Source organism: Bradyrhizobium sp. 4 (genome assembly GCF_023100905.1).
Lineage (GTDB): Bacteria > Pseudomonadota > Alphaproteobacteria > Rhizobiales > Xanthobacteraceae > Bradyrhizobium.
In genome coordinates, this window is record NZ_CP064686.1 from 5,163,879 (window position 1) to 5,186,748 (window position 22,870).

Below are 22,870 nucleotides of genomic sequence, written 5' to 3' on the forward strand. Positions count from 1 at the left end.
TTCCCGCTCGACCAAAGGCATCGTCATGTTCCGCATCACCACCGCAGCTCTGGCCATATTGCTCCTGGCCACGTTGCTGATGTGCAGCGGTCTCGGCCGCGCCGACGCCCAATCCGTGGGCAGCCAATATACCTCAACGGCCCCGAAGGATTGCCGCCAGATCGGCAAGCCCAGCGAGCTCGACGGCAGCACCACGCGGGTCTGCAAGGGCAAGGATGGCCTCGTGGTCCTGATCGCCGAGGATGATCTTCGCGAGGTCGTCTCCGTCGGCCGCAATCGCAAGGCCGCGGCCGAGGAACCGGCGGCAAAAGTCTGGTTCGCTCCGTTCAACTCGTCCGAAACCACCGTCGAATGGCTCACCACGGGGGCCAAGCCGTTTGCGATGATCCAGCGCTGGCACATCGCCGATGGCACCGATCCCGACAAGCAGGGGCGGCCGAACACCAAGGCCATGCTCATCGTGACCCGGCTGCCACCCGGCCCCGTCTGCCACGTTGCCTATGTCGACGCGATCGCCAACCGGAACGCCAATGAGCTGGCGCGCAAGGCGGCGGACGAATTGGCCCGCAGCTTCACGTGCAGCAAGGACAGGGTGAAGATCGTTGGTGCCAGCGGCCGCGCGGTCGAGCTGGCGACGATGCGCTAGGCTTTCGTCTTCGCCCGCGTCTTGGCGCGGCGGTAGCGCGCCAGCAGGCGCTCACCTTTTGCGGCGATGCGCCGCGCCGCCGCCACCGTTCTCGGAACCGGCTCGCCCCAGGCATGCGCCGACAAGGCGTGCCGGGTCGGCCGGCCGTTGGCATCGACGAGGGGCGGCAACTTGGCGCGACCATAGAAACGGACGGCCCAGCTTCCCTTGCGCCGCATCTCCTGCGGTGTCATCTCGGATGCCGTCTTGGTGACGCCCGGCCGCAGATGTGCGCCTTGCTTGCGCGCGAAAGCCTTGCGGCCCGCGGCGGTCAAGCCGCCCCGCGGATCCTTTTCGGGTGGGGATGCGCGGCGCTTGCGCGACGTCGTTGCAGTTTTCTTCTTTGCAGACTTTTTCCTCGCGGCCTTCTTTGTAACCTTGCGCTTGGGCGTCTTCTTGGCGGATTTTTTCTTCGAAGCTTTTGCCTTGGACGGTTTCTTCGCTGCCATGCGCATGTTGTCTACGAGGTTGGGATAGCTGCGCCCGGCGCGGCGAGCACGCGCCTTGGCCGCCGATTTCTGCGCAGGCGTGAGATGCTTGGACGCCTTGCCGGCGCGCTTGCGCGGGTTTGATCGTTTCCAGGGGGCACGGGATGATTTTGCCATGCGGCGTCAACGCCTCATCACGGCTGCGGTTGCGCTCGTCCCGACCGAATTAGGGGCCCGGCAACTTCCCCGTCACCGGCGACATCAGCATCGCCTCGAGCAGGCGTTCGGGCGTCGTGCCCTCGGGCAGGCGCCCCAGAATATCCTCAAGCCGCCCATCGAGCAGCAGCATGGTAAAACCGTGCACCATCGACCAGGCGCGCGCGATCGCGGCGCCCTGATTGAGCGTCAGCGCGTCGCCGCGGATCTGTTCCTGCCGCATCATGCCGACGGCATTGGCAAGCCCCGCGAAGGACGCCTCGGCGGCCTCGTGCAGCGACGGCCTGGAATAGTCGAGGCGCTCGGTGCGGAACATGATGCCGTACATGCCAGGATGAGCCTGGGCATAGACGACATAGGCTTTCGGCCGCGCCAGCGCGCGCTCGAGCGGGGTGGTGGCGCTGTCAGAGGACGAGGCCATCGCCGCATTGAACTGGCGGAAGCCGACTGCCGCGAGCTCACTGAGAAGCCCGGTGAGGTCGCCGAAATGATGAGTGGGCGCCGCATGCGAGACCCCCGCTTCGCGCGCCACCGCGCGCAATGTCAGGCCGGCGAGCCCGTCCCGCTCCAGCACCCGTTCGGCGGCCTGGAGCAGCGCCTCGCGCAGCGCGCCGTGATGATAGGGCGCCTCGGACTTGACGCTCGCCGGTTGTCGCGCGGGACGCGCCGGCGCGCTCGCCTTTTTTGAGGTGCGCGCGCCGCGCGCGGTTTCTGTCCTGATTTCGCTCTTGCCCATCGGCCAGCTATAGGACGCCATATTGACAGTGTAAAGATTTCGCTTGACCAAGCCCCCTCACACGGCTATTTCATCTTTACGATGTAAAGATAAGGAGGGATACGCCGTGCAGCAGGACGCCGTTGCCGAACGCCGCCACAACCTCGGTCCGATCCCGTTCGAGGCCGACGCGCCCTTCCTGAAAATCATCGGTGAATTGCCGCGCGACCTGAACGGCACGCTCTATCGCAACGGCCCCAATCCGCAGTTCGACTCGCCCGGCGCGCACTGGTTCGTCGGCGACGGCATGCTGCACGCCTTTCACCTCGAGAACGGCCGCGCCAGCTATCGCAACCGCTGGATCCGTACGCCGAAATGGCTGGCCGAGCACGATGCCGGCCGCACGCTGTTCGGCGGCTTTGGCCGCAAGCTGCCGGATGCGCCGGCGAACCTGACCGATAGCGGTGTCGCCAACACCAACATCATCTTCCATGCCGGCAAGCTGCTTGCGCTGGAAGAAGCGCATCTGCCCACCGAGATCGAGCCGGGCACGCTCGCAACGCGCGGCTATCACAATTATCACGCCCGCGTTGCCGGCAGCTTCACGGCGCATCCCAAGATCGATCCCGTCACGGGCGAGCTGGTGTTCTTCGGCTACAACGCCGCGGGACCGCTGACGCCCACCCTCTCCTACGGCTCGATCGATGCGTCCGGCAAGGCGACGCGCTTCGAACGCTTCGAGGCGCCCTATGCCAGCATGGTGCACGACTTCATCGTCACCGAGAACCACGCGCTGTTTCCGATCCTGCCCCTCACCGGCAGCATGGAGCGCGCGATGAGCGGACGGCCTCCCTACGCCTGGGAGCCGGACAAGGGCGCCTATGTTGGCGTGATCAAGCGCAAGGGCAGCGCGAAGGACATCGTCTGGTTCCGCGCTGAAGCCTGCTACGTCTTCCACGTCATGAATGCGTGGGAGGACGGTGACCGCATCATCGCCGACGTCATGCAATTCGAGGAAGCGCCGCTGTTTCCGCATCCCGATGGTCGGCCGACCGACCCGGAGAAGTCGCGCGCGCGGCATTGCCGCTGGACGTTCGATCTCTCAGGCGACACCGACCGCTTCCAGCAGACCTATCTCGACGATCTCACCGGCGAGTTCCCGCGCATCGACGACCGCCGCGCCGGATTGAAGAGCCGTCACGGCTGGTACGCCTGCGCCAATCCGAAGCTGCCGATGTTCGGCGCGCTATCCGGCGTCGTCCATGTCGACGGCAATGGAACGCGCCTCGGCCATTATCTGCTGCCGGCCAGCGACTCCATTTCCGAACCGGTGTTCGTGGAGCGGTCGAAAGATGCTGCGGAAGGCGATGGCTGGCTGCTGGCGGTGGTCTGGCGCGCGCGGGAGAACCGCAGCGACCTCGCCGTGTTCAACGCCGGAGATGTCGAGGCCGGCCCCGTCGCGCTGGTGCAGCTCGGCCATCGCGTGCCCGACGGTTTTCACGGCAATTGGGTCGGCGCGACCTAGTTCTCCTCTCGACATCGCTGATGTCACCAAAAGGCCTCTTCATGCACATGCCCTCGATCGCCGCGGACCGCCTCGCTGTCCTGATCCTGTTCCTGATCTGCGCCGGGATCACGCTCCAGATGATCCGACCGCGGCGGAGCGGCCAAATCGTCTTCGACGGCGGCATCCTGCTCGCCTTCGTCCTCTCAACCGCCTGTGCGTTACCTCTGCTGTCGCACCTGCCCTGGGCCGGCTTCGTCGACGAAATGGCCGACCAAGCCGTTGCAGCAATTCAATTTTTGGAAGTCGCTTACGTCATCTTGACATTGTAAAGATTTTGCTTGACCCCGACTCGCTCCTGACCTATTGATCTTTACATCGTAAAGATAAGGACTGACCGAGGCGAACCATGGCGATCTTCCTGATCCTCGCGCCCTCCGGCGCCTTTACTTTCCTGATGCTGGTGACCTCGGCTACGATCAGCGTCTTCGTAGCCTCGGCAATCTGTCTCGCGACCGTCGCGATCGATGTCATGCGCGGCCGCTCGGTGAAGATCCTGGCTATGGGCTCGGCGCTGCTGTTCGCCGCAATCGGCCTCCACCTCGTGCTGTTCAACCCGGCGCTCGGCACACTCGGTGTCAAGCTGTCGGTCGACATCGGCATCTTCGTCATCTCGCTCGGCTCGATGCTGGTCCGCCGTCCCTTCACGCTGCAATACGCGCTCGAATCCGTGCCGGCCGAGATCGCGGCAATGCCCGGCTTCCACTATGCCAACTACGTCATCACCGGCGCATGGACCGCGGCTGCACTGCTGATGGCGGCCGCCAATCTCGTGCTGCTCTACGTCCCTGGCCTGCCGCTCTGGTCGAGCCTTGCGGTCGCCTTCGCCGCCCGCAACAGCGCAATCTATTTCACAAAATGGTATCCCGAATATCGGCAGATCAAGTACGGTGCGCCGGCCAGCGCACTGCCCCACACTCGCTGAACAGGATCGACGATGAAGGACGTATTCGCCCGCCTCGCCTCCGACCTCTTCTCCGCCATCGTCTTCCTGGTCATCTATCTCGTTACCGACAACATCGTCCTGGCAACGTCGGTGGCGATTGCCGGGGCGATCGCGCAGGTGATCTACGCGCGCGTCAAGGGCCAGCAGCTCAATTACATGACCTATGCGAGCGTCGCGCTCGTCGTCGTGCTGGGCACGGTCACGCTGCTGACCAACGACCCTCGCTTCATGCTCGCAAAGCCTTCGATCGCACATTTCGCGATCGGTGCCATCATGCTCAAGCGCGGCTGGATGCTGCGCTACATGCCATCGATCGTCGTCGAGACCGTTCCGGAGTACGTGACGGCAGCGGGTTATGCCTGGGCCGCGCTGATGTTCGTGATCGGTGCCGGCATGATCGCCGTCGCCTCCACAGGCGATCTGAAGCTGTGGGCGTTCTACATCACCGTGGTCGCGGGCGGCGCCAAGATCGTCGCCTTCGCCGTGCAATATGTCGTGCTCCGTCTCATCGTCACAAGCCGACGGCGCGCCGCCGCCCGCGCCTAAATGCCTCCAACGGAGCGTTAGGCGCGGGCGGCGAGTTGCGCTATACGCTCGGCCGGGACTGGTCCGCGGATCGTCGCGGTCAGCCGGGATCTTGGGAGACGCGAATGGCCGTCGACGGCAACTGGACTCTGACCCTGACGACCCCCATGGGCGAGCGCAAAGCGACGCTGAGCCTGACGGCTGCCGGCGGCACGCTCACGGGGACGCAGGGTGCGGAAGGCGATACAGCCGAGATTTTCGACGGCACCGTCAGCGGCGATGCCGTCAACTGGAAGGTCTCGATCACCAATCCGATGCCGTTGACGCTCGAATTCATCGGAACCGTCTCCGGCGACAACATGAGCGGTGAGATGGGCATCGGCCCGATGGGCAGCTTCCCGTTCACCGGCACGCGGGCGTAAGCCGCGCGGCAACCGTGCGCGCGCTCGGTTTCATCGCGGCGACGATCCTGTGTGTCGCGACCCAAGCGGCGCGCGCGGACGATGCCGAACCGGCGTGGCGGGCAAGCGCGCTCGCCATGCTACCGGCGGGCCATGTCGCCGGCACGGCCTATCGAACCGAAGGTTCGGCGGGCTACCTCGCCCTCTATCCGACCTCGTCGAACGATCCGAAGTCACCTGCAAGCGTGTTCGTCGCGCGCCAGGCTCTCGTGGTCGCGCTGACGCCGGATGCGACGCGCGCAGTCTCGGCCGAATTGAAGCCGCGTAGCGGGCCGGATCCTGACAACGACGACACTGAGTTCGCAAAGCTGCACGCCGATCTCGCCGCCAGGCGCTCAACGCTTCCCGACGGCACCGAGCCCTGTGATTTCGGCGCATGGTCCGTCGACAAGGATCCTGACGGCCTCAACGTGCGTGCTGAACCATCGATCAAGGCGCGTGTGCTCGGCACGCTTCCGCCGCCTTACCGGCTCAAGCTCGGCGGCAGCGAGAACACGCCCGATGGCGGCTGGCTCACTGAATTCCGCATCATCGGCTTCAAGAACGGCTGGTTTCTGATCGAAGGCGCCAAGCCGCCGGGCAAGGACTACGAGGACGACAAGAAATATCCGCGCAGCGCGCCAAAGCCCTATGCCGGACGCGGCTGGGTCGCCTCCAACAAGGTCGGCGCGTCCTACGCCAATGGCGCGACACGCATGGGCGGTCTGTTCCAGGCGCCCTTCGTCGATGCGAAATGGATGCCGGCCCAGCGCGAGCTCGGCGGCCCGATCGACACCGACGGCGGACCGAAGCACATCTTTGCTTGCAGCGGTCTCTGGGGCCTTGTCGAGAGCCAGGACGGCGTCCGCGGCTGGTGGCGCGGGCTGTGCTCCAACCAAGTCACGAATTGCAGCTAGCACGCTGAGGCATCCGCATCGTCATGGCCGGGCTTGTCCCGGCCATCCACGTCTTCCTCGCCGCACCAAGAACGTGGATGCCCGGGACAAGCCCGGGCATGACGGTCGTGATGGGGGGCATGCACAATTACTCGCACGCAGGTGCGAGCGAGGCAGCTAACCCAGATTCAACTCCTTGAAGAAGTCGTTGCCCTTGTCGTCGATGATGATGAACGCCGGGAAGTCGACGACCTCGATGCGCCAGATCGCTTCCATGCCGAGCTCGGGATATTCGAGCACCTCGACCTTCTTGATGCAGTGCTCGGCAAGGTTCGCCGCGGCACCGCCGATCGAGCCGAGATAGAAGCCGCCATATTTCTTGCAAGCCTCACGCACGGCCGCCGCCCGGTTGCCCTTAGCCACCATCACCATCGAGCCGCCGGCGGCCTGGAACTGATCGACGAAGGAATCCATACGGCCCGCAGTGGTGGGGCCGAACGCACCGGAGGCGTAGCCCTCGGGCGTCTTGGCCGGGCCCGCGTAATAGACCGGATGGTTCTTGAAATAGTCCGGCAGCGGCTCGCCCTGGTCGAGCCGCTCGCGCAGCTTGGCATGCGCGGAATCGCGCGCGACGATCATGGTGCCGGTCATCGAGACCCGCGTCTTGGTCGGGTACTTCGAGAACGTGGCAAGGATATCCTTCATCGGCTGATTAAGGTCGATCTTGACGACCTCGCCGCCGAGCGACTGCTCGACCTCAGGCAGATACTGCGCCGGGTTGTGCTCGAGCTCTTCGAGATAGACGCCGTCCTTGGTGATCTTGCCGAGCACCTGGCGATCGGCCGAGCAGGACACGCCCAGCCCGATCGGCAGCGAGGCACCGTGACGCGGCATGCGGATCACGCGCACGTCGTGGCAGAAATATTTTCCGCCGAACTGCGCGCCGACGCCGAGCGACTGCGTCATCTTCAGGATTTCCTGCTCCATCTCGAGATCGCGAAACGCGTTGCCGTCGGGCGAGCCGTGGGTCGGCAGCGCGTCCAGATAGCGAGCCGACGCCAGCTTCACCGTCTTCATGCAGAGCTCGGCCGAGGTGCCGCCGATCACGATCGCGAGGTGATAAGGCGGGCACGCCGCAGTGCCCAGCGTCAACACTTTCTCCTTCAGGAAGGCGAGCAGCCGGTCCTTGGTCAGCACCGAAGGCGTCGCCTGGAACAGAAAACTCTTGTTGGCGCTGCCGCCGCCCTTCGCCATGAACATGAACTTGTAGGCGTCATCGCCCTCGGCGTAGATCTCGCACTGCGCCGGCATGTTGTTGGCGGTGTTCTTCTCCTCGTACATCGACAAGGGCGCGACCTGCGAGTAGCGCAGATTGCGGCGCAGGTAAGCATCGCGCGCGCCTTCCGACAGCGCCGCCTCGTCGTCACCGTCGGTGATGACGTTGCAGCCCTTCTTGCCCATGATGATCGCGGTGCCGGTGTCCTGGCACATCGGCAGCACGCCGCCGGCGGCGATGTTGGCGTTCTTGAGAAAGTCCAGCGCGACGAACTTGTCGTTCGGGCTCGCCTCGCCGTCCTCCAGGATCGCGCGGAGCTGCTTCAGATGACCGGGCCGCAGATAGTGGTTGATGTCGCCAAAGGCGGCTTCCGACAGGTCCCGCAGCGCCTCGCGCGACACCACCAGCATGTCTTTCCCCAGGACCTTCTCGACCCGCACGCCCTCGGCCGTGATCTTCTTGTAGGGCGTCTCGTCCTTGCCCAGCGGAAACAGCGGCGTGTGCTTGTAGGGCGGAACGGGCTTTGCGGGGTCGGGGAAGGCGGTGGGAGCGTTCATGGGCTGGAATCTCGGGGTTTTGGAGCCCTCGCATGGGCCCCTTTCATAGAAGCGTTCTAAGCTTTTTTGCCGCAAAGGGAAGGCGCTCTGGTGCGGTCGGGGCATCCGGATTCGGCGGCTGGCCGCGGACACCAGGCCCTCATGATGCCAGTGAAGACCCTGGGTGCACCCCTTGCGCTACGCGCGGGACGACGATTGAATGCGCCCGCTAAGGGGCTTTTCATCATGACATTGAACTTGCACGTCCGCGGCGCGATCCTGGTTGCCGCCGCCATCACCGGCCTTGTGACCCTCGTCTCGCCCGCTCGCGCGGACCGCTGCGATGACAGCGCCAAGGAGCTGGCGAACCAGGTCGATCGCCTCAAGGTGAATTTCCGCGCCGCGAATGTCGTCTATCTGACTCATCCCGCGGCCAAGGAATTGTCCGTGGCTTGCCGTGGCGACAAATATTCGATCGAGCTCTATGCCAAGGGCGATCGCAAGCCGAAACCGGAGTTCTTTACGCTGGTAGGGTCGATGGCGGCGATCGTCTTCACCGTGACCAAGGACGATACGACGACGGGCGCGACACGCTGCCTGAAACGGATGGGGCTCTTGCGCGGCGACAAGATCAGCATGCGTTACCGGCGTCTCAACATGGAATGCACCCGCACCAAGACGGATGCGTCCATCGCGATCACGCGCGGCAAGGACGAATAGGCGGTCCCCCGCGCGGTGTGCGTCCGACAGCACACCGCCCACTACAGACTCCGTCATTCCGAGCGAAGCGAAGCAATCCAGAATCCCTCCGCGGAGACAGACTGGATTGCTTCGCTGCGCTCGCAATGACGAGGAGAGGTCCGAGAACACATCCCACCGCACCAGATCCCTCGCATTTTAACGATTGGCTTGAAGGAAATTTCGGGTCTCGCGGCGCAGGATCAATTGTTTCCATATGTGAGGATTTGTGGATGAGCGTTTCTACCGTTTCGCCGCCGCCGATCGCGATCGTGGTGCCGAGCTACGACACGAACAAGCAGCAGGACGACCAGATCAAGACCAAGGACAACGACCCGACCTATAAGCCGCCGCCGCCCGCGCCGCTGCCGCCGGGTCAGGGTACGCGGATCGATCAGCTCGCCTGATCAGCCGCGTCGAAGATGAAATGCCCGATCCGGTCGATCGGGCTTTTCGCGTGTCCGGCCGTATCTTCGCCGGATAGCGGGACCAATATCGTGCGCGGCTACCCTGAGACCTGCGCATGATCGCAAGACTCCTGTTGCAGAGCACGATCACCACCGCCGCCATGGGCGCGCTGCTGTTCGCGTGCGCCGGAACCCTGCACTGGCCGTCGGCTTGGGTGTTCCTCGCGATCTCCGCCCTGCTCGGCCCGCTCTGCGGCTGGTGGCTTTACCGGGTCGACCCCGAACTGCTCGCCGAACGCCTGCGGCCGGTCCTGCAAAAGGACCAGCCCGCTGCCGACAAGGCGTTCATGGCCATCTTCGTCGTCGCGATGCTGGTCTGGCTGGCGGCGATGGGGCTCGACCGGCGTACGCTAGCCTCCGATATGCCGATGGCGGCGCAGATACTCGGCCTCGCCCTGTTCCTGCTCTCGACACTGTTCATCCTCTGGGTCTTCCGCGAGAACTCGTTCGCGGCGCCCGTGGTGAAACTGCAAGCCGAGCGCGCGCAGCGCGTGATCTCGACGGGGCCTTATGCCCATGTGCGCCATCCCATGTATAGCGGCATGATCCTGTTCTTCGCCGGCGTGCCGCTGCTTTTGGGCTCATGGTGGGGACTTATGATGGTGCCGCTGTTCCTCCTGTTGTTTGCGATCCGCACTCGCATCGAGGAGCGCACGCTGCGCGAGGGCCTGCCAGGCTATGCCGACTATGTGACGCGCGTGCGCTATCGCCTGTTTCCTGGCGTATGGTGAGCGCGCAACACCCCCTCGGCACCTCCGGACCGGCTAACCATCCAATTCGCGGTAGCGGCGGAAGATGCCCTGCTCGTTGAAGGCAATGCGGCGGCGGCTTTCGAGATAGGCCTTGATGTTCGGCCGCGCCGCGACGCGGTCGTGCAGACCGACGAGGCCTGGGATATCTGTCTCGAACGCCTTCATCCGCTTCGGAAACGCATAGCGCAGCCCCGCGACGATCTGGAACAGCGAGAGATCGACATAGGACAGCTTGCGGCCGGTGAGATAGGCGCCGCCATTGTTTTGAAGCAGCTGCTCGAAATAGCCGAGATATTTCGGCACGCGCTCGCCCCAGAAGTCGGCCGTGCGCTTCTTCGCCGGCGGCTTCTGATCTTCGTAGTAGAGCGAGGGCCCGAGCGGATGATGGGTATCGTGAATCTCGACCACGAAATCGGTGATCGTGAGCTGGAGCTGATGCACCCAGAGTTGACCCGCTTCCGATTTCGGGGCGAGAGCGTGGCGGGCGCCGAGATAGAGCAGGATGTTCGCGGTCTGGCCGATGACGAGCTTGCCGGCTTTGAGGAACGGCGGCGCAAAGGGCGGCGTGCCCTTGTGCGCGTCTATCATCTTCATCATCGCAGCTGTGCCGCGTGGGCCACGCGCCACGTCGATGTAAGCCGCGCCCGCCTCCTCCAGCGCCAGCCGCACATATTCACCGCGGCCCTGGATCTCGGGCCAATAATAGAGCTCGTATTTCATGAAAGGGGTCCGTGATTGCGTGGCGGCGAGTGTAGCACGCAACCACGAACTCCATGAGGGCGGAGCGAGTTCCGCGTCTCAATTCGACGCGAAGCAATACAGCAGGCCGTCGCCGCCGGTGCTCTTCAGATCGGCCTGCGAGCAGCCGCCATCGGGGCCGCGCGAGGGATGCGAGCTGTTCCACGATTTCGACGGCTCGTCATCGCGCAGGCCTTGACGATCGGCATGGCCGACGACCGCCGCGCCTTGCGTGCTCGACGTCCAGTTCTTGCAGGTCTTGTCGTCACCCGCGGGAAATGCGCTGCCGTCGGCTTGCGAACCCGTGAGGATGTCGTGCCGGTTCGGCGTGTCGCCGCGGCCGTTGATGACCTCGCCCTTCTCGCTGAGCGCGGTCTGCTTGGTGAGGTTGTTGGCCGCCCCGTGCAGATCGGCAACGTCCTTGGCGATCACAGCGCCCTTGGCGTTCTGCCACGGTCCCTTGCCGATGCGGTCGCGCGCGTTGACGGCCGGCTTGCCGTCGGCGGCCTGCGTGGAGAGATAAGCGCGCCAGGTCTTGCTGCCGGCGCCGCCGGCCTGGGCCAACTTCTGGCACTGCGCATCGGCCCCCTCCAGGCCGCCGAGATCGGCGCCCTTGCCAGGACCATTGGAAGTCACGAAGAACGTCATGTCGGCCGACTGCGCCTGCGCAGATGGTGCTGCAAACAAGGCCGCGGCGAGCGCGAGGCCTGAAATCGTCACGGATCTCTCAATGCGGATCATCCTGTCCTCCCTTTGTGTTTTCGTTGGCCGCCAGATTTCAACCCGACGCAGGCCCGCTTATTCCGGTGCCGCGATGCGAGAGGCCCAAAAGAAAAGGCGCCGTGCAAGAAGCACGACGCCTTTGTTATTCATGTCGCCTGCGATCAGTTGGTCTGCTGGATCGCCGACAATTCCCAGGCGCCGCCCGGACGTCGGGCAAAGGTCCAGACTTCGGTGGCCTCGCCCGGCTGCTCGCTGCCGGCGACAATTGCGCCGGTATTGCGGTCGAGCGTCTTGTCGGTGAGCGCGAAGCGCAGCGCCACCGTCGCGTAATCGGTCTCGCCTTCGCGCCAGGATTCCGCGAGGTCGCCCTGCAACAGCTTCACATCGCTGACCTTGTTGACGACATTGCGCGCGCGGTTCTGGCCGAGGTCCTGCTCGAAATAGGAGACCATTTCCGGCGTCGCGAGCGTGTGCAGCTTGGCCACGTCCTCGTTCGACCAGGCGGACTGGACGTCGCCGAGCAGACGCTCGAACGCCTCATAGTCGTCCGGCTTGATCTCGAGCGGCGCGTTGTTGGCGCCGAAGCCGAAGCCGCCACCAAGACCACTACGATTGTTCGCCTGCGGTCCCGGACCGGCACCGGCGTCAGCGTTGGCATAGGCCGCCTGCGGGGTGTGGCGGCGCTGCCACCACGACATCGCCAGCCGAACCACGAGCACCACGAGCACGATCTGGATGATCAGACCGATGATCGACGATAGGCCGCCGAGACCGCCGAACAGGCCACCGCCGAACAGCATGCCGAGCAGGCCTGCGCCGAGGAAGCCGGCCGCAAGGCCGCCCATGAAGCCGCCGGCCCGGCCGAACAGGCCGCCGCGCGCGGGTGCGGCGGCAGCCGAATTCATGCCTGCGCCCGGCTGGGTGTAGGTCCGATTGAACTGCGAGGTCGAGCCCGGCGCGGTCGTGGTCGATGGCGGGGCCGAATAGGTGCGCGAACCGCGCGAGCCCGACGACATGCCGCCACCGACGCGCGCGTCGGCGGACGAGATCGCCAGCGCAGTCGGCAGCGCAAGCGCCAGCACGACGGCAATCGTCTTGAAGAGACTGCGGGAGCGTTGCGAGAAATTCATGTTGGTTTCCCAGATCCCCGGCATGGGGACGTGCCCCTAAGATGGGCAGCCTTCCGTAAAAAGGAAGCCACTATCGGAACTTATGGCTGCGGCCCTCAGTCGCGGGGATGTGGCAAAAGCCCATCTTTGGCGGCAGCTTGGCTGCGTGTGCGAAGGGGCCGCGGTCGCGGGTTACCGGTGGCTTTGGTGCCGGCAGTTCAGCTTTTTTCTCGTCATTGCGAGCGAAGCGAAGCAATCCAGACTGTTTCCGTGGAGGCAACTGGATTGCTTCGTCGCTTCGCTCCTCGCAATGACGGAGAACGCAGAGCCCGCGCCCTCACCCCGCCTTCGCCATCGTCTCCTTCACGGCCGCCACGAGCTGGCTCAGCGTGAACGGCTTGGGCAGGAAGTCGAACTGCTGGCCTTCGGGCAGGCTCTTCTCGAATGCGTCTTCCGCGTAGCCGGAGACGAAGATGAACTTGATGTCGGGGTTCTTCTCGCGCATCGCCTTGAGCAGCGTCGGGCCGTCCATCTCCGGCATCACGACGTCGGACACGACGAGATCGATTCCGCCGCTCTGCTCTTCCAGTACCTCCAGCGCCTCGACGCCGTTCTCGGCCTCGACCACGGTGTAGCCGCGCGAGCGCAGACCGCGTGCGTTTAGCGCGCGCAGGCCCTCTTCGTCCTCGACCAGGAGGATGGTGCCCTGTCCGGTGAGATCGGTGCGGGGCTTGGCGTCCGCCGTGGACCCAGCTTCCTTCGCGGCACCATTGCTGGCGCCAACGACCGGCGCCGGCTGCTCGACCTGCACCTCCGGCTCGGCATGATGGCGCGGCAGGAAGATCTGGAACGAGGTGCCCTGCCCCGGCTCGGAGTCCACGTAAATGAAGCCACCGGTCTGCTTGACGATGCCGTAGACGGTCGAGAGCCCGAGGCCGGTGCCCTTGCCGACTTCCTTGGTCGAGAAGAACGGCTCGAAGATCTTGTCGCGGATATCGGCGGGGATGCCGGTACCGGTGTCGGCGACCTCGATCCGCACGTAGTCCGCGGCCGGCATGCCCTTGTAGGCCAACCTGGCCGCCTCCTCGGCGGTGACGTTGGCGGTGCGGATGATCAGCTTGCCGCCGTCGGGCATGGCGTCGCGCGCGTTGACCGCGAGATTGACGATGACCTGCTCGAACTGGGAGACGTCGACCTTGACCGGCCAGAGATCGCGGCCGTGGATGGTCTCGTGCTTGACCTTCTCGCCGATCAGGCGGCGCAGCAGCATGGCGAGGTCGGAGAGCGCATCGCCGAGGTCGAGCACCTGCGGCCGCAGCGTCTGCCGCCGCGAGAACGCCAGCAACTGCCGCACCAGCGTGGCGGCCCGCGTCGCGTTCTGCTTGATCTGCATGATGTCCTGGAACGACGGATCAGTCGGCTTGTGCGCGTTCAGCAGGAAGTCGTTCGCCATCATGATGGCGGAGAGCACGTTGTTGAAGTCGTGGGCGATGCCGCCGGCGAGCTGGCCGACAGTCTCCATCTTCTGCGACTGGTTGATCTGGTTCTCCAGCGCGCGCCGCTCGGTGGTCTCGAGCATGTGCACGATGGCGGCTTCCGCGTCGTTCTCACCCCCGTCGACCGGCGTGACGAAGAACTGGCCCCAGCGCTCCTTGGAGCCTTCCAGCGCGACCTCGACCGGCGCGATGTCGGCCTGATTCTCGGCGGCCTGGTTGATGGCCGCGATCAGCAAATGACGGTCGCGCGAATTGACCGCGCGGAAGATCGACTTGCTGGCGCTGTCGAGCCCCAACGCCTGCCCGAGCTTGGCGTAGCGCGCATTGGCGCGCACGACGTTACCGCCGCGGTCGACGGTGGCGATCGCCATCGGCGTATGGTCGAAGAAGCGCATGAAGCGCACTTCGGCGGCGCGGTCCGGATCGCTGCGCTCGTCGCGGGCGCGGCTGATCACTAGCGTGCGCGAAGGGCCTGGCGCGCCGTCGGCGCCGAAGGCGAGCTTGTGATAGAGCCGCACCGGCATGGTCTTGCCGGTGCGCATGCGCAGGTCGATGTCGAAGACTTCCGTCTTGACCTCGCCCGGCACCGCCACGATCGCGGTAAGCAGCGAAGCGCCGTCGCCGGAGACGATGTCGGTGAGCTTCAGCCCGCCCGAGCCGATCTCGGCAAGGTCGTAGTCGAGCCAGTTCGCCAGCGTCGCGTTGACGTAAGCGAGCTCGCCGGCCGGATTGACCGAGAAGAAACCGCAAGGCGCGTGATCGAGATATTCGATCGCGTGCTGGAGTTCCTGGAATACGTCCTCCTGGCGCTCGCGGTCGCGGGTGATGTCGGCGATCGACCACACCGCGTATCTCGTCTCGCGCTTGCCGGTGCCGAGGGGCCGCACCCGCATGCGCAGCCAGCGGCCCTGGCTGCCGTCATGGCCGGAGATGCGCACCTCTTCCTGCTGCCGCTTGCCTTCGCGCGCGGCTTTCAACAGGCGGAACACCGCTTCGGAGACGTCGGGGTTGCCGATGAAGACGCGCTCCACGGGACGCACGTCCTGTGGGCCGGCAGCGCCGGTCAGCGTCAGATAGGCCGCATTGGAATAGACCACATGGCCGCGCGGGTCGGTCACGGCGAGGCCATCGAAGGCGTGATCGGCGATGCGGCCCATCACGGGATCGTCGAGATTGCGATCGACGAAGCGGATGATGCCGGCGGCGAAGGCGAACAGGTTGAACAGGCCGACCATCGCCAGCACGGCGAGAATGCCGAGGATATAGGGTTGGGCCTGCGCGCGCCCGAGCGTCATCAGCCCGACGGCAACGGCGACGAGCCCGGCGGCCACCAGCAGCACCAGGGCAATGCTGCCCGAGCGCGGCGACGGCTCGTGCGCCGCAACGGGCTCGCGTGTGAGGTCGTGGTCGGTCTCGGCAGTCATCTCAAGCTGGCACAGCCTGTCGGCAGAGAATCAACGCGCTACAGGGCGCGCAGGGTCCTCCCTGCCTGAATCGGACCCGCAGGCGCAAGGGCAGCAGGGGCGAAAGGTACGCTGATTCCCAGATTACGGCCATTTCCAGTACTTTTCAGGGGTTTTATTGCCGGCTGGCACCGAATCCGCTCTTCAGACGCATGACGTAGCCGATGACTTCGGCGACCGCATGGTAGTGCTCGGTCGGGATTTCCTCGTCGATCTCGACGGTGGCGTAGAGCGCGCGGGCGAGCGGCACGTTCTCGACGATCGGGATGTCGTGCTCGCGCGCGATCTCCCGGATCTTGAAAGCGAGGTTGTCGACGCCCTTGGCGACGCAGATCGGCGCCGACATGCCGCGCTCGTAGGACAGCGCGATCGAATAGTGGGTCGGGTTGGTGATGATCACGGAGGCCTTGGGAACCGCCGCCATCATGCGCTTCTTGGAGCGCTGCTGGCGCAGCTGCCTCAGCTTGCCCTTGATGTGTGGGTCGCCTTCGGACTGCTTGTACTCTTCCTTGATCTCCTGGAGCGACATCTTCTGCCGCTGGAACCAGCTGCGATACTGGAAGAAATAGTCGCCGATGGCGATGATGGCGAGCGCCGCGACCACCGCGCCGAGCAGGTGAATGGTCAGGCTGGTGGAGGCACCGAGCAGGGCGGCCGGATCGAGCCTGACCATCGCCTCCATGCGATGCCGCTCCGGCCACAGGATCACGGTCATGACCGCGCCGAGCACGATCAGCTTGCCGAGACCCTTGAGGAAGTTCGCCGCCGCTTGCTTGCCGAAGATGCGCTTGAGGCCCTCGGCAGGCGACAGCTTGCTGAACTTGGGCTTGAGGGATTCGGCCGACCAGACCAGGCGGTGCTGCAGCACGTTGCCGGCAATTGCCGCGAGTACCAGCATCAGCAGCGGCACGCCCACCGCCGCGAGCACCGCGACTTCGATCTGCTGCATCAGGGCAAGCAGAGCCCTGCCGTCGGTCTTGATCATCCAGGAATTGGCGAGCAGGTTGCGCATCGGCGCCAACAGCCCGCTGCCGACCGATCCCGAGAAGCTCGAGACCACGAGCGTGGCGCCCGCGATCATGAACCAGGTGTTGATCTCCTGGCTCTTGGCGACGTCACCGCGTTCGAGCGCCTCTTCGAGACGTTTTTGCGTCGGGTCTTCTGTTTGACTCTCTGGATCGTTGTCTTCCGCCATCGATCACCCGATCACTTGAGTGGCATCATCTGGTGCATGACACCGATGAAATAGTCGAGATAGGTGCCCATCATCGCCGTGAGCACGACGGCGAGCACCAGGAAGCCGGCGAAGATCGAGAGCGGCACTCCGACGAAATAGACCTGCATCTGCGGCATCAGCCGCGCCAGCACGCCGAGCCCGATGTTGAAGACGAGGCCGAACACCAGGAATGGGCCGGAGAGTTGCAAGCCCAGGCGGAACGCGGCGGCGAAGGCGCGCGTCGCCAGCGCGGCGACATCGCCGCTCGACACCGTCTCGCCCGGCGCGAAGATCGTGTAGCTGTCGTTCAGTGCCGCGATCACCAGATGATGGCTGTCGGTGGCGAACAGCAGCGTGACCCCCAGTATCGTCAGGAAGTTGCCGACCAGCACGCCCTGCTGTCCCTGCGTCGGATCGACCGACGTGACGAAGCCGAGCCCCATCTGCTGTGCGATCACGGCGCCGGCAACCTGCAGCGCCGACAACGTCACCCGCGCGGTCGCCCCCAGCACGATGCCGATGACGATCTCATGCAGCATCAGGACCAGCAGCGGCGCGATCGAGCCCATGTCGACCTGATAGGCGTTGCGATGCAGCGGCAGGATAATCAGCGTGAGCAGCAGCGCGATCGACAGTTTGATCCGTGTCGGGATATTGGTCTCGCCGAGGCCCGGCAACAGCATCACCATCGCGCCGACCCGGGCAAAGGCGAGCATGAAGGAGGCGGCAAGCGCCGGCAGCAGCGAGACGTCGATGCGCATGACGGGCGCATAGTGCCTCAGCCGCCGATGATTCGCGACGATATCCGCAGCATGTGGGAATGCAGCGCGTCGGCCATGAACGGCAAGGCCAACAGCATTGTGGCAAAGATGGCCAGGATCTTCGGCACGTAGATCAGCGTCTGCTCCTGGATCTGCGTCAGTGCCTGGAACAGCGACACGACGACGCCGACCACGAGGCCGACCACCATCAGGGGCGACGACACGATCACGATGGTCCAGATCGCATCACGCGCGACGTCGAGGGTTTCCGGTCCGGTCATTTCGCAGTTCCTTTGTCTTATTCCTCGCCTCCCACCGCTCTTGTGAGCGATGCGAAGGCCTATCCCCGGTCATTGCGAGCGCAGCGAAGCAATCCAGACTGCCGCTTCGGAAAGACTCTGGATTGCTTCGCTGCACTCGCAATGACGATTGGGGCGGGCGCGAGCGCCAAAAATCAGATCGGCATCTTCATGATGTCTTCATAGGCCGCGATCACGCGGTCGCGGACCGAGACCAGCGTGGACACGGCGACGTCGGTGTCTGCGACCGCCGTCACCACGTCCATCACGTTGGCCTTGCCGGCGGCCATCGCCACCGTCTGCGCATCGGATTTGCGGCCGGACTCCAGGACGCTGCCGACAGTGTCTTTCAGAAGAGAGGCGAAGGACTGCCCGCTCGGCTCGCTGCCCTTGCCGGCACCGCTGTTCTCCAGCACGCGGGCAAGGTTTGCATAGGCGTTGGCGGCAATTGTCGGTGTTGCCATGGTTCAAATGTCCTGTTCAGCTCTTGAGGATGTCGAGGGTGCGCTGGATCATCCGGCGCGTCGCGCTGATGATGTTGAGATTGGCCTCGTAGGACCGCTGCGCGTCGCGCATGTCGGTCATCTCGACCACCGAGTTCACGTTGGGATATTTGACGTTGCCGGTTGCATCCGCCGCCGGATTGTTCGGCTCGTATTTGGTGCGGAAATTGGACTGGTCGGGTTTGATCCTGCCGAGGGTGACGACCTGCGCGTCGAGTGTACGGTCGAGCGCGGAGGAGAAGGTCGGCACCTTGCGCCGGTAAGGATCGCCGCCGGCGCTCTGCGAGGTCGAATCCGCATTTGCGATGTTCTCCGAGATCACCCGCATGCGCCCGGCCTGCGCCCGCAGACCGGAGGTCGCGATCGCCATCGAGCGGGCAAAGTCGCTGCTGTCATTCGCCATGATGCGCTTCCTCTAGCTCTAGCCTTTGCCGATCGCGGTCTTGAGCAGGTGCAGGCTCTTCGAATAGAGCGAGGTTGCCGCCGCATAATCCATCTGGTTGCTGGCGGCCTTCATCATCTCCTCTTCGAGATTGACGGCGTTGCCCGCGGGGCGGGTCTCAAAACCGGCATTCTTGTTCTGGTCGAATCCGGAGGCCGCGCCTGACGGCGCCATGTGGGAACCGCTGGTGCGGGTAAGCGCCAAGGGGCCCATCGAACCCGTGACGGCGCCAGCCTTGTCCAGCTTCGGCTCGACCAGGTCGCGCGGCCGGAATTTGGGCGTGTCTGAATTGGAGACGTTCTCGGACAGGACGCGCTGGCGCTCCTGGTGCCATTGCATCTTGGTGCGAAGCGCCGATAGCACCGGAAGATCGTTGATGGACATCGTTGCGGCTCCTTCCGCCTCGCAGGACCCGTGGTCCGAAGCTAGGCAGAATTTGCCGCCTGTATGGTTAACAGCTGGTTAAGGAGGTCGCAGGGAGTTGTCCCCCGCCGGGACACCAATGCGCGTGCCCCGTGATTCTACGCCTCCAAAAGCGGCATTAACCCAACCGCTTGGCGGCGCATGCATAGGCCAAGAAGTCGTTTTGGATCGAGCGATTCATGGGTTATTAAGAGTTGGGGACGGCAAAACTTGCCGTGGGACGTTAAGAAATCGCAGTTTGGGGCAACGTAAGCCGGTGGTTGGCGCATCTGACCACGGGCCCGAGACAAGCGCCATTTGTCGGGGACAAGTATGCAAGGCAGCCCTATCACCTTCATCGTCGCGTTCATCGTCGTTCTGGCGTTGATCGGCGTCGCTGCATGGCTGGTTCGCCGATTCGCCACCAGCCGGCTCGGCGCCAACACCCAGCGCGGCCGGATGCCCCGGCTCGCCGTGATCGATGCCGCCGCGGTCGACGGCCGCCGCCGCCTGGTGCTGGTCCGGCGTGACAATGTCGAGCATCTTCTGATGATCGGCGGCCCCACCGACATCGTCGTCGAACCCAACATCGTGCGCGCGGCGCCCGGCCGCGACCAGCTCCCGCAGCGCCCCAACGCGGCCGAGCCGCCGCGTCTTGCGCCGATGCATGATAGCAGCAGCTGGGCCGACGAAGCACCGCGGCCCGAACTGCTCGATCATCCCGAGCCGCACATGCCCGAGCCGCCACCGCGACCCACGCGCCCCTCCTTCGCCGACGAAGTGCGCCGGCCGGCTCCCGCGATGGCCGAACGCCGCAACGAGCCGCCATTGGGCGGCTTCACCTCCGAGCCGATCGCGCCGCGCCCTGAGCGCGAGCTGCGTCCCGAACCTGTTCCGCCGCGCGTTGCGCGCAACGAACCCCCTCTGATGCCGCGTCCGCCGCGCCAGAGCGAGCCGGTGAAGGCGCCTCCGGTGCGCGCCGAGCGCGTCGCCGCGCCTCCTCCGCCTGTGCCGCAGGCTCCGCCCGTTCCGCCGGCGGCGCCCGCTCCCGCGGCGCCATCGAGCGCCGAGCAGAATCTCGCCGAGATGGCGCAGCGGCTCGAAGCTGCGCTGCGCCGCCCCGCCGGCGAGACGCTTGCCCCTCCGGTCGCGCCGGAGCCCCCGACCGCTCCCCCGCGTGTGGCCCGCAGCGAGCCGCCGGCACCGCCGGCCCCTCCCGCAAAGCCGGCCCCGGAAAAGACCAGCTTTGAAAATCTCGAAGACGAGATGGCCTCGTTGCTCGGCCGTCCGAAGCCGTCTTCGTGAGGCTGCCGGCCCTCCCGCGTAGAGTTTTTTTTCTTTCTGTCCTGATCGGCGCGGCTTCGCTCGCGATGCCGGCGCATGCGCAGGACATCAGCATCAATCTCGGCGGCGGAGGCGCTGGCGGTGGCGGCGTCACCGAGCGCGCGATCCAGCTGATCGCGCTGCTCACCGTGCTGTCGATCGCCCCGTCGATCCTGATCATGATGACCTCGTTCACGCGCATCGTGGTCGTGCTGTCGCTGCTGCGCACCGCGATGGGCACCGCGACCGCCCCGCCGAACTCGGTGATCATCGCGCTGGCGATGTTTCTCACCTTCTTCGTGATGGGACCCGTCCTGCAAAAATCCTACGACGAAGGCATCCGTCCGCTCGTCGCCAATCAGCTCGGCGTCGAGGACGCGCTTCAGCGCGCCTCCGTCCCTCTGCGCGGCTTCATGCAAAAGAACGTGCGCGAGAAGGACCTCAAGCTGTTCCTGGATCTCTCCGGCGAGCCGCCGCCCGCCACTCCCGACGACCTCGGCTTACGCATCCTCGTCCCCGCCTTCATGATCTCGGAGCTGAAGCGCGCCTTCGAGATCGGTTTTCTGCTGTTCCTTCCGTTCCTGATCATCGACCTCGTCGTCGCCTCCGTGCTGATGTCGATGGGCATGATGATGCTGCCACCGGCAACCATCTCGCTGCCGTTCAAGCTGATCTTCTTCGTGCTCGTCGACGGCTGGTCGCTGGTGGCAGGGAGCCTGGTGCAGAGTTACGGGGGGTAGCGGGGCCCGGGGAGCGGTCACCGCCCCTATCCTCTGGCCCAAGGCTTGTAGGCGTACACTTCAGCTTATCAGCGCAAGGCGGAAGCCTGCCACCGTGAGCGCGTTCGGCGGCTCGTGACATACCGGAATATGCTCAGGTTGCGCATTCAATGGGTGGTTGATATGATGATTATCATCCATTGATCCGAAGCGGCTTATGACCAGCAACGTCGAAGACCGTCCGCTCGCTCGAGCCGTGCCGCTTGGTCTTCAGGTCGCCGTTCTTGCTGCGTTGTCTGCGAGTGGCACGTTGGCCACCAACATTCTGTTGCCTTCGCTACCGAGCATCGCCGTCGCGGTAGGCGTCTCCAGCGCTCAGGTAACCTCAGCTATCACCATATTCCTCGCCATGTTCGCGGTCGGACAACTCGTTGTCGGTCCGTTGTCGGATCGTTTCGGCCGGCGCATACCCGTGATGATCGGATTTGCTGTATTTTTCGCAGGTAGCATATGGTGCGCGTTAGCCAATGATTTGGCGGCACTATTGATTGGTCGCGTCGTGCAGGCCGGTGGCGCATGTGCCACGTCTGTCCTTTCGCGAGCTATCGCAAGAGATCTTTTTCAGGGCGAAAAGCTAGCGCGCGTGCTCACGTTTGTTATGGTTGCGATGGCAGCGGCGCCCGGATTCTCGCCGCTGGTCGGTGGCGCGCTGGATCATTTTTTTGGCTGGCGTTCAGCATTTGTGTTCGTCGGAATCTTCGCCGTCGTCGCCGCCTCAGCATTTCTTGCGGCTTTCGGAGAAACGCACCACGCGCCACGCGCCGAGTTCGATTTCTCGACAATCGCCAAGAATTACTGGTCGCTATCGACTGACCGCCGTTTCTTGGTTCCTGCCGCAACCGTTAGCCTCATCTTAGGTGCGCTGTTTGCAATGTTTTCGGCGTTACCGCGTGTCTTGATAGAAGGCCTCGACTTCACACCCATGCAACTCGGCCTGTTCTTCGCAGGCACTGTCATGATCGTCTTTAGCGCTGGCATTACCGCTACAAAAATCGTTCCGCACCTTGGTCTCGACCGATCGATTTGCATCGGCCTCGCGCTGGCCTGTGTCGGTGGCGGTATGGTGTTGCTATTCGCGCTTCTCGACGGGCGCTTTTTGCCATTTCTTGTCGGCGCATGCGTATTCCTGCTAGGCATGGGCATGGTCAATCCGCTCTGCAGTGCGCAAGCTCTTTCGCCATTCGGCGATCGCGCCGGTGCTGCCTCGGCCCTGTTGGGTTTCTGGCAGATGTTGGCCGCGGCGCTGGGGGTATCGCTTGCGGCGGTGATCGCAAGGAATCCCATGATCGGGCTTGGTCTCGTGCTAGTGCTTGCCTCGACCTTGGCCTCGGCAATTTATCAGGTCCGGGTAAAGCTCAATTAAGCCCCCGCCCCGGGCGATAGGATTCGGCGCTGCCCGTCACTTCGAGAGCTTGCTCACGAGACCTGTCGC

At 64.5% G+C, this 22,870-nt stretch carries 26 protein-coding genes; 13 read left to right on the top strand and 13 right to left on the bottom strand.

The window, feature by feature from the left end; genetic code table 11:
• Positions 1-25: 25 nt before the first annotated feature.
• Positions 26-646, top strand: a complete 621-nt coding sequence (locus tag IVB45_RS24655) for a hypothetical protein (protein WP_247362815.1) — start codon at positions 26-28, stop codon at positions 644-646.
• Here IVB45_RS24655 and IVB45_RS24660 read toward each other — a convergent pair.
• Together IVB45_RS24660 and IVB45_RS24665 are read right to left on the bottom strand one after the other, a co-directional pair.
• Complete coding sequence (locus IVB45_RS24660) at positions 643-1,290, bottom strand: DUF6321 domain-containing protein (RefSeq protein WP_247362534.1); 648 nt, start codon at positions 1,288-1,290, stop codon at positions 643-645. The two genes, IVB45_RS24655 and IVB45_RS24660, sit on opposite strands and share 4 nt — an antisense overlap.
• Positions 1,291-1,339: 49 nt before the next feature.
• Positions 1,340-2,065 (bottom strand): TetR-like C-terminal domain-containing protein, encoded by a 726-nt coding sequence (locus tag IVB45_RS24665; RefSeq protein WP_247362816.1) that lies wholly within the window; start codon positions 2,063-2,065, stop codon positions 1,340-1,342.
• 106 nt (positions 2,066-2,171) lie between these two features.
• Between IVB45_RS24665 and IVB45_RS24670 the strand changes: the two genes are divergently transcribed.
• The 6 genes from IVB45_RS24670 to IVB45_RS24695 all read left to right on the top strand — a co-directional run bounded on the left by IVB45_RS24670 (position 2,172) and on the right by IVB45_RS24695 (position 6,436).
• Positions 2,172-3,569 (top strand): carotenoid oxygenase family protein, encoded by a 1,398-nt coding sequence (locus IVB45_RS24670; RefSeq protein WP_247362537.1) that lies wholly within the window; start codon positions 2,172-2,174, stop codon positions 3,567-3,569.
• A 41-nt stretch (positions 3,570-3,610) separates the two neighbouring features.
• Positions 3,611-3,880 (top strand): hypothetical protein, encoded by a 270-nt coding sequence (locus tag IVB45_RS24675; protein ID WP_247287456.1) that lies wholly within the window; start codon positions 3,611-3,613, stop codon positions 3,878-3,880.
• A 77-nt stretch (positions 3,881-3,957) separates the two neighbouring features.
• On the top strand, positions 3,958-4,533 hold the full coding sequence (locus IVB45_RS24680; protein ID WP_247362539.1) for a hypothetical protein: 576 nt from the start codon (positions 3,958-3,960) through the stop codon (positions 4,531-4,533).
• 12 nt (positions 4,534-4,545) lie between these two features.
• Entirely contained in the window at positions 4,546-5,100 is a 555-nt protein-coding gene (locus IVB45_RS24685) for a septation protein IspZ (RefSeq protein ID WP_247362541.1), read from the top strand.
• A gap of 104 nt (positions 5,101-5,204) precedes the next feature.
• On the top strand, positions 5,205-5,501 hold the full coding sequence (locus IVB45_RS24690; protein ID WP_247362543.1) for a hypothetical protein: 297 nt from the start codon (positions 5,205-5,207) through the stop codon (positions 5,499-5,501).
• Between the two features lie 14 nt (positions 5,502-5,515).
• Positions 5,516-6,436, top strand: coding sequence for an SH3 domain-containing protein (locus IVB45_RS24695; protein WP_247362545.1), 921 nt, complete (start codon positions 5,516-5,518; stop codon positions 6,434-6,436).
• A 156-nt stretch (positions 6,437-6,592) separates the two neighbouring features.
• On the opposite strand, the gene IVB45_RS24700 is transcribed toward IVB45_RS24695, so the two are convergent.
• The gene (locus IVB45_RS24700; RefSeq protein ID WP_027567613.1) at positions 6,593-8,248 is read right to left on the bottom strand and encodes a fumarate hydratase; all 1,656 of its coding nucleotides are present in this window, start codon (positions 8,246-8,248) and stop codon (positions 6,593-6,595) included.
• Positions 8,249-8,473: 225 nt separating this feature from the next.
• On the opposite strand from IVB45_RS24700, the gene IVB45_RS24705 reads away from it, so the two are divergent.
• From IVB45_RS24705 to IVB45_RS24715, 3 genes are all read left to right on the top strand, one after another.
• On the top strand, positions 8,474-8,947 hold the full coding sequence (locus tag IVB45_RS24705; protein WP_027567612.1) for a hypothetical protein: 474 nt from the start codon (positions 8,474-8,476) through the stop codon (positions 8,945-8,947).
• A 251-nt stretch (positions 8,948-9,198) separates the two neighbouring features.
• A complete protein-coding gene (locus tag IVB45_RS24710) occupies positions 9,199-9,372 on the top strand; it encodes a hypothetical protein (RefSeq protein ID WP_197031138.1) in 174 nt (57 codons plus the stop codon).
• Between the two features lie 116 nt (positions 9,373-9,488).
• Positions 9,489-10,163: an isoprenylcysteine carboxylmethyltransferase family protein gene (locus tag IVB45_RS24715; protein WP_247362546.1), complete on the top strand. Its 675-nt coding sequence runs from the start codon at positions 9,489-9,491 to the stop codon at positions 10,161-10,163.
• Between the two features lie 33 nt (positions 10,164-10,196).
• On the opposite strand, the gene IVB45_RS24720 is transcribed toward IVB45_RS24715, so the two are convergent.
• From IVB45_RS24720 to flgB, 10 genes are all read right to left on the bottom strand, one after another.
• The gene (locus tag IVB45_RS24720) at positions 10,197-10,904 is read right to left on the bottom strand and encodes a glutathione S-transferase (protein ID WP_247362547.1); all 708 of its coding nucleotides are present in this window, start codon (positions 10,902-10,904) and stop codon (positions 10,197-10,199) included.
• A gap of 78 nt (positions 10,905-10,982) precedes the next feature.
• Positions 10,983-11,663 (bottom strand): lectin, encoded by a 681-nt coding sequence (locus tag IVB45_RS24725; protein WP_247362549.1) that lies wholly within the window; start codon positions 11,661-11,663, stop codon positions 10,983-10,985.
• Between the two features lie 143 nt (positions 11,664-11,806).
• A complete protein-coding gene (locus IVB45_RS24730; protein ID WP_027567609.1) occupies positions 11,807-12,799 on the bottom strand; it encodes a Tim44 domain-containing protein in 993 nt (330 codons plus the stop codon).
• 292 nt (positions 12,800-13,091) lie between these two features.
• Entirely contained in the window at positions 13,092-15,674 is a 2,583-nt protein-coding gene (locus tag IVB45_RS24735) for a PAS domain-containing protein (protein WP_247362552.1), read from the bottom strand.
• Positions 15,675-15,828: 154 nt separating this feature from the next.
• A complete protein-coding gene (gene flhB / locus IVB45_RS24740) occupies positions 15,829-16,908 on the bottom strand; it encodes a flagellar biosynthesis protein FlhB (RefSeq protein WP_018456412.1) in 1,080 nt (359 codons plus the stop codon).
• 11 nt (positions 16,909-16,919) lie between these two features.
• Positions 16,920-17,690 (bottom strand): flagellar biosynthetic protein FliR, encoded by a 771-nt coding sequence (fliR, locus tag IVB45_RS24745; protein ID WP_007602155.1) that lies wholly within the window; start codon positions 17,688-17,690, stop codon positions 16,920-16,922.
• Between the two features lie 17 nt (positions 17,691-17,707).
• A complete protein-coding gene (fliQ, locus tag IVB45_RS24750) occupies positions 17,708-17,971 on the bottom strand; it encodes a flagellar biosynthesis protein FliQ (protein WP_007612284.1) in 264 nt (87 codons plus the stop codon).
• Between the two features lie 173 nt (positions 17,972-18,144).
• Positions 18,145-18,453, bottom strand: coding sequence for a flagellar hook-basal body complex protein FliE (gene fliE, locus IVB45_RS24755; protein ID WP_007612285.1), 309 nt, complete (start codon positions 18,451-18,453; stop codon positions 18,145-18,147).
• 16 nt (positions 18,454-18,469) lie between these two features.
• Positions 18,470-18,895: a flagellar basal body rod protein FlgC gene (gene flgC, locus IVB45_RS24760; RefSeq protein ID WP_027567607.1), complete on the bottom strand. Its 426-nt coding sequence runs from the start codon at positions 18,893-18,895 to the stop codon at positions 18,470-18,472.
• 18 nt (positions 18,896-18,913) lie between these two features.
• Positions 18,914-19,318, bottom strand: coding sequence for a flagellar basal body rod protein FlgB (gene flgB / locus IVB45_RS24765; protein ID WP_027518914.1), 405 nt, complete (start codon positions 19,316-19,318; stop codon positions 18,914-18,916).
• A gap of 351 nt (positions 19,319-19,669) precedes the next feature.
• Here flgB and IVB45_RS24770 point away from each other — a divergent pair, with 351 nt between their 5' ends.
• The 3 genes from IVB45_RS24770 to IVB45_RS24780 all read left to right on the top strand — a co-directional run bounded on the left by IVB45_RS24770 (position 19,670) and on the right by IVB45_RS24780 (position 22,801).
• Positions 19,670-20,641 (top strand): flagellar biosynthetic protein FliO, encoded by a 972-nt coding sequence (locus tag IVB45_RS24770; protein ID WP_247362557.1) that lies wholly within the window; start codon positions 19,670-19,672, stop codon positions 20,639-20,641.
• Positions 20,638-21,399, top strand: coding sequence for a flagellar type III secretion system pore protein FliP (gene fliP / locus IVB45_RS24775; protein WP_027567605.1), 762 nt, complete (start codon positions 20,638-20,640; stop codon positions 21,397-21,399). The genes IVB45_RS24770 and fliP overlap by 4 nt, the downstream gene beginning before the upstream one ends.
• 196 nt (positions 21,400-21,595) lie before the next feature.
• A complete protein-coding gene (locus IVB45_RS24780) occupies positions 21,596-22,801 on the top strand; it encodes a multidrug effflux MFS transporter (protein ID WP_247362560.1) in 1,206 nt (401 codons plus the stop codon).
• The last annotated feature ends 69 nt before the right edge of the window (positions 22,802-22,870 follow it).

Coding starts and splice junctions, on each gene's coding strand:
- IVB45_RS24655 (WP_247362815.1), top strand. CDS start 26: ATGTTCCGCATCACCACCGCAGCTCTGGCCATATTGCTCCTGGCCACG.
- IVB45_RS24660 (WP_247362534.1), bottom strand. CDS start 1,290: ATGGCAAAATCATCCCGTGCCCCCTGGAAACGATCAAACCCGCGCAAG.
- IVB45_RS24665 (WP_247362816.1), bottom strand. CDS start 2,065: ATGGGCAAGAGCGAAATCAGGACAGAAACCGCGCGCGGCGCGCGCACC.
- IVB45_RS24675 (WP_247287456.1), top strand. CDS start 3,611: ATGCACATGCCCTCGATCGCCGCGGACCGCCTCGCTGTCCTGATCCTG.
- IVB45_RS24680 (WP_247362539.1), top strand. CDS start 3,958: ATGGCGATCTTCCTGATCCTCGCGCCCTCCGGCGCCTTTACTTTCCTG.
- IVB45_RS24685 (WP_247362541.1), top strand. CDS start 4,546: ATGAAGGACGTATTCGCCCGCCTCGCCTCCGACCTCTTCTCCGCCATC.
- IVB45_RS24690 (WP_247362543.1), top strand. CDS start 5,205: ATGGCCGTCGACGGCAACTGGACTCTGACCCTGACGACCCCCATGGGC.
- IVB45_RS24700 (WP_027567613.1), bottom strand. CDS start 8,248: ATGAACGCTCCCACCGCCTTCCCCGACCCCGCAAAGCCCGTTCCGCCC.
- IVB45_RS24705 (WP_027567612.1), top strand. CDS start 8,474: ATGACATTGAACTTGCACGTCCGCGGCGCGATCCTGGTTGCCGCCGCC.
- IVB45_RS24710 (WP_197031138.1), top strand. CDS start 9,199: ATGAGCGTTTCTACCGTTTCGCCGCCGCCGATCGCGATCGTGGTGCCG.
- IVB45_RS24715 (WP_247362546.1), top strand. CDS start 9,489: ATGATCGCAAGACTCCTGTTGCAGAGCACGATCACCACCGCCGCCATG.
- IVB45_RS24720 (WP_247362547.1), bottom strand. CDS start 10,904: ATGAAATACGAGCTCTATTATTGGCCCGAGATCCAGGGCCGCGGTGAA.
- IVB45_RS24725 (WP_247362549.1), bottom strand. CDS start 11,663: ATGATCCGCATTGAGAGATCCGTGACGATTTCAGGCCTCGCGCTCGCC.
- IVB45_RS24730 (WP_027567609.1), bottom strand. CDS start 12,799: ATGCCGGGGATCTGGGAAACCAACATGAATTTCTCGCAACGCTCCCGC.
- IVB45_RS24735 (WP_247362552.1), bottom strand. CDS start 15,674: ATGACTGCCGAGACCGACCACGACCTCACACGCGAGCCCGTTGCGGCG.
- flhB (WP_018456412.1), bottom strand. CDS start 16,908: ATGGCGGAAGACAACGATCCAGAGAGTCAAACAGAAGACCCGACGCAA.
- fliR (WP_007602155.1), bottom strand. CDS start 17,690: ATGCGCATCGACGTCTCGCTGCTGCCGGCGCTTGCCGCCTCCTTCATG.
- fliQ (WP_007612284.1), bottom strand. CDS start 17,971: ATGACCGGACCGGAAACCCTCGACGTCGCGCGTGATGCGATCTGGACC.
- fliE (WP_007612285.1), bottom strand. CDS start 18,453: ATGGCAACACCGACAATTGCCGCCAACGCCTATGCAAACCTTGCCCGC.
- flgC (WP_027567607.1), bottom strand. CDS start 18,895: ATGGCGAATGACAGCAGCGACTTTGCCCGCTCGATGGCGATCGCGACC.
- flgB (WP_027518914.1), bottom strand. CDS start 19,318: ATGTCCATCAACGATCTTCCGGTGCTATCGGCGCTTCGCACCAAGATG.
- IVB45_RS24770 (WP_247362557.1), top strand. CDS start 19,670: ATGCAAGGCAGCCCTATCACCTTCATCGTCGCGTTCATCGTCGTTCTG.
- IVB45_RS24780 (WP_247362560.1), top strand. CDS start 21,596: ATGACCAGCAACGTCGAAGACCGTCCGCTCGCTCGAGCCGTGCCGCTT.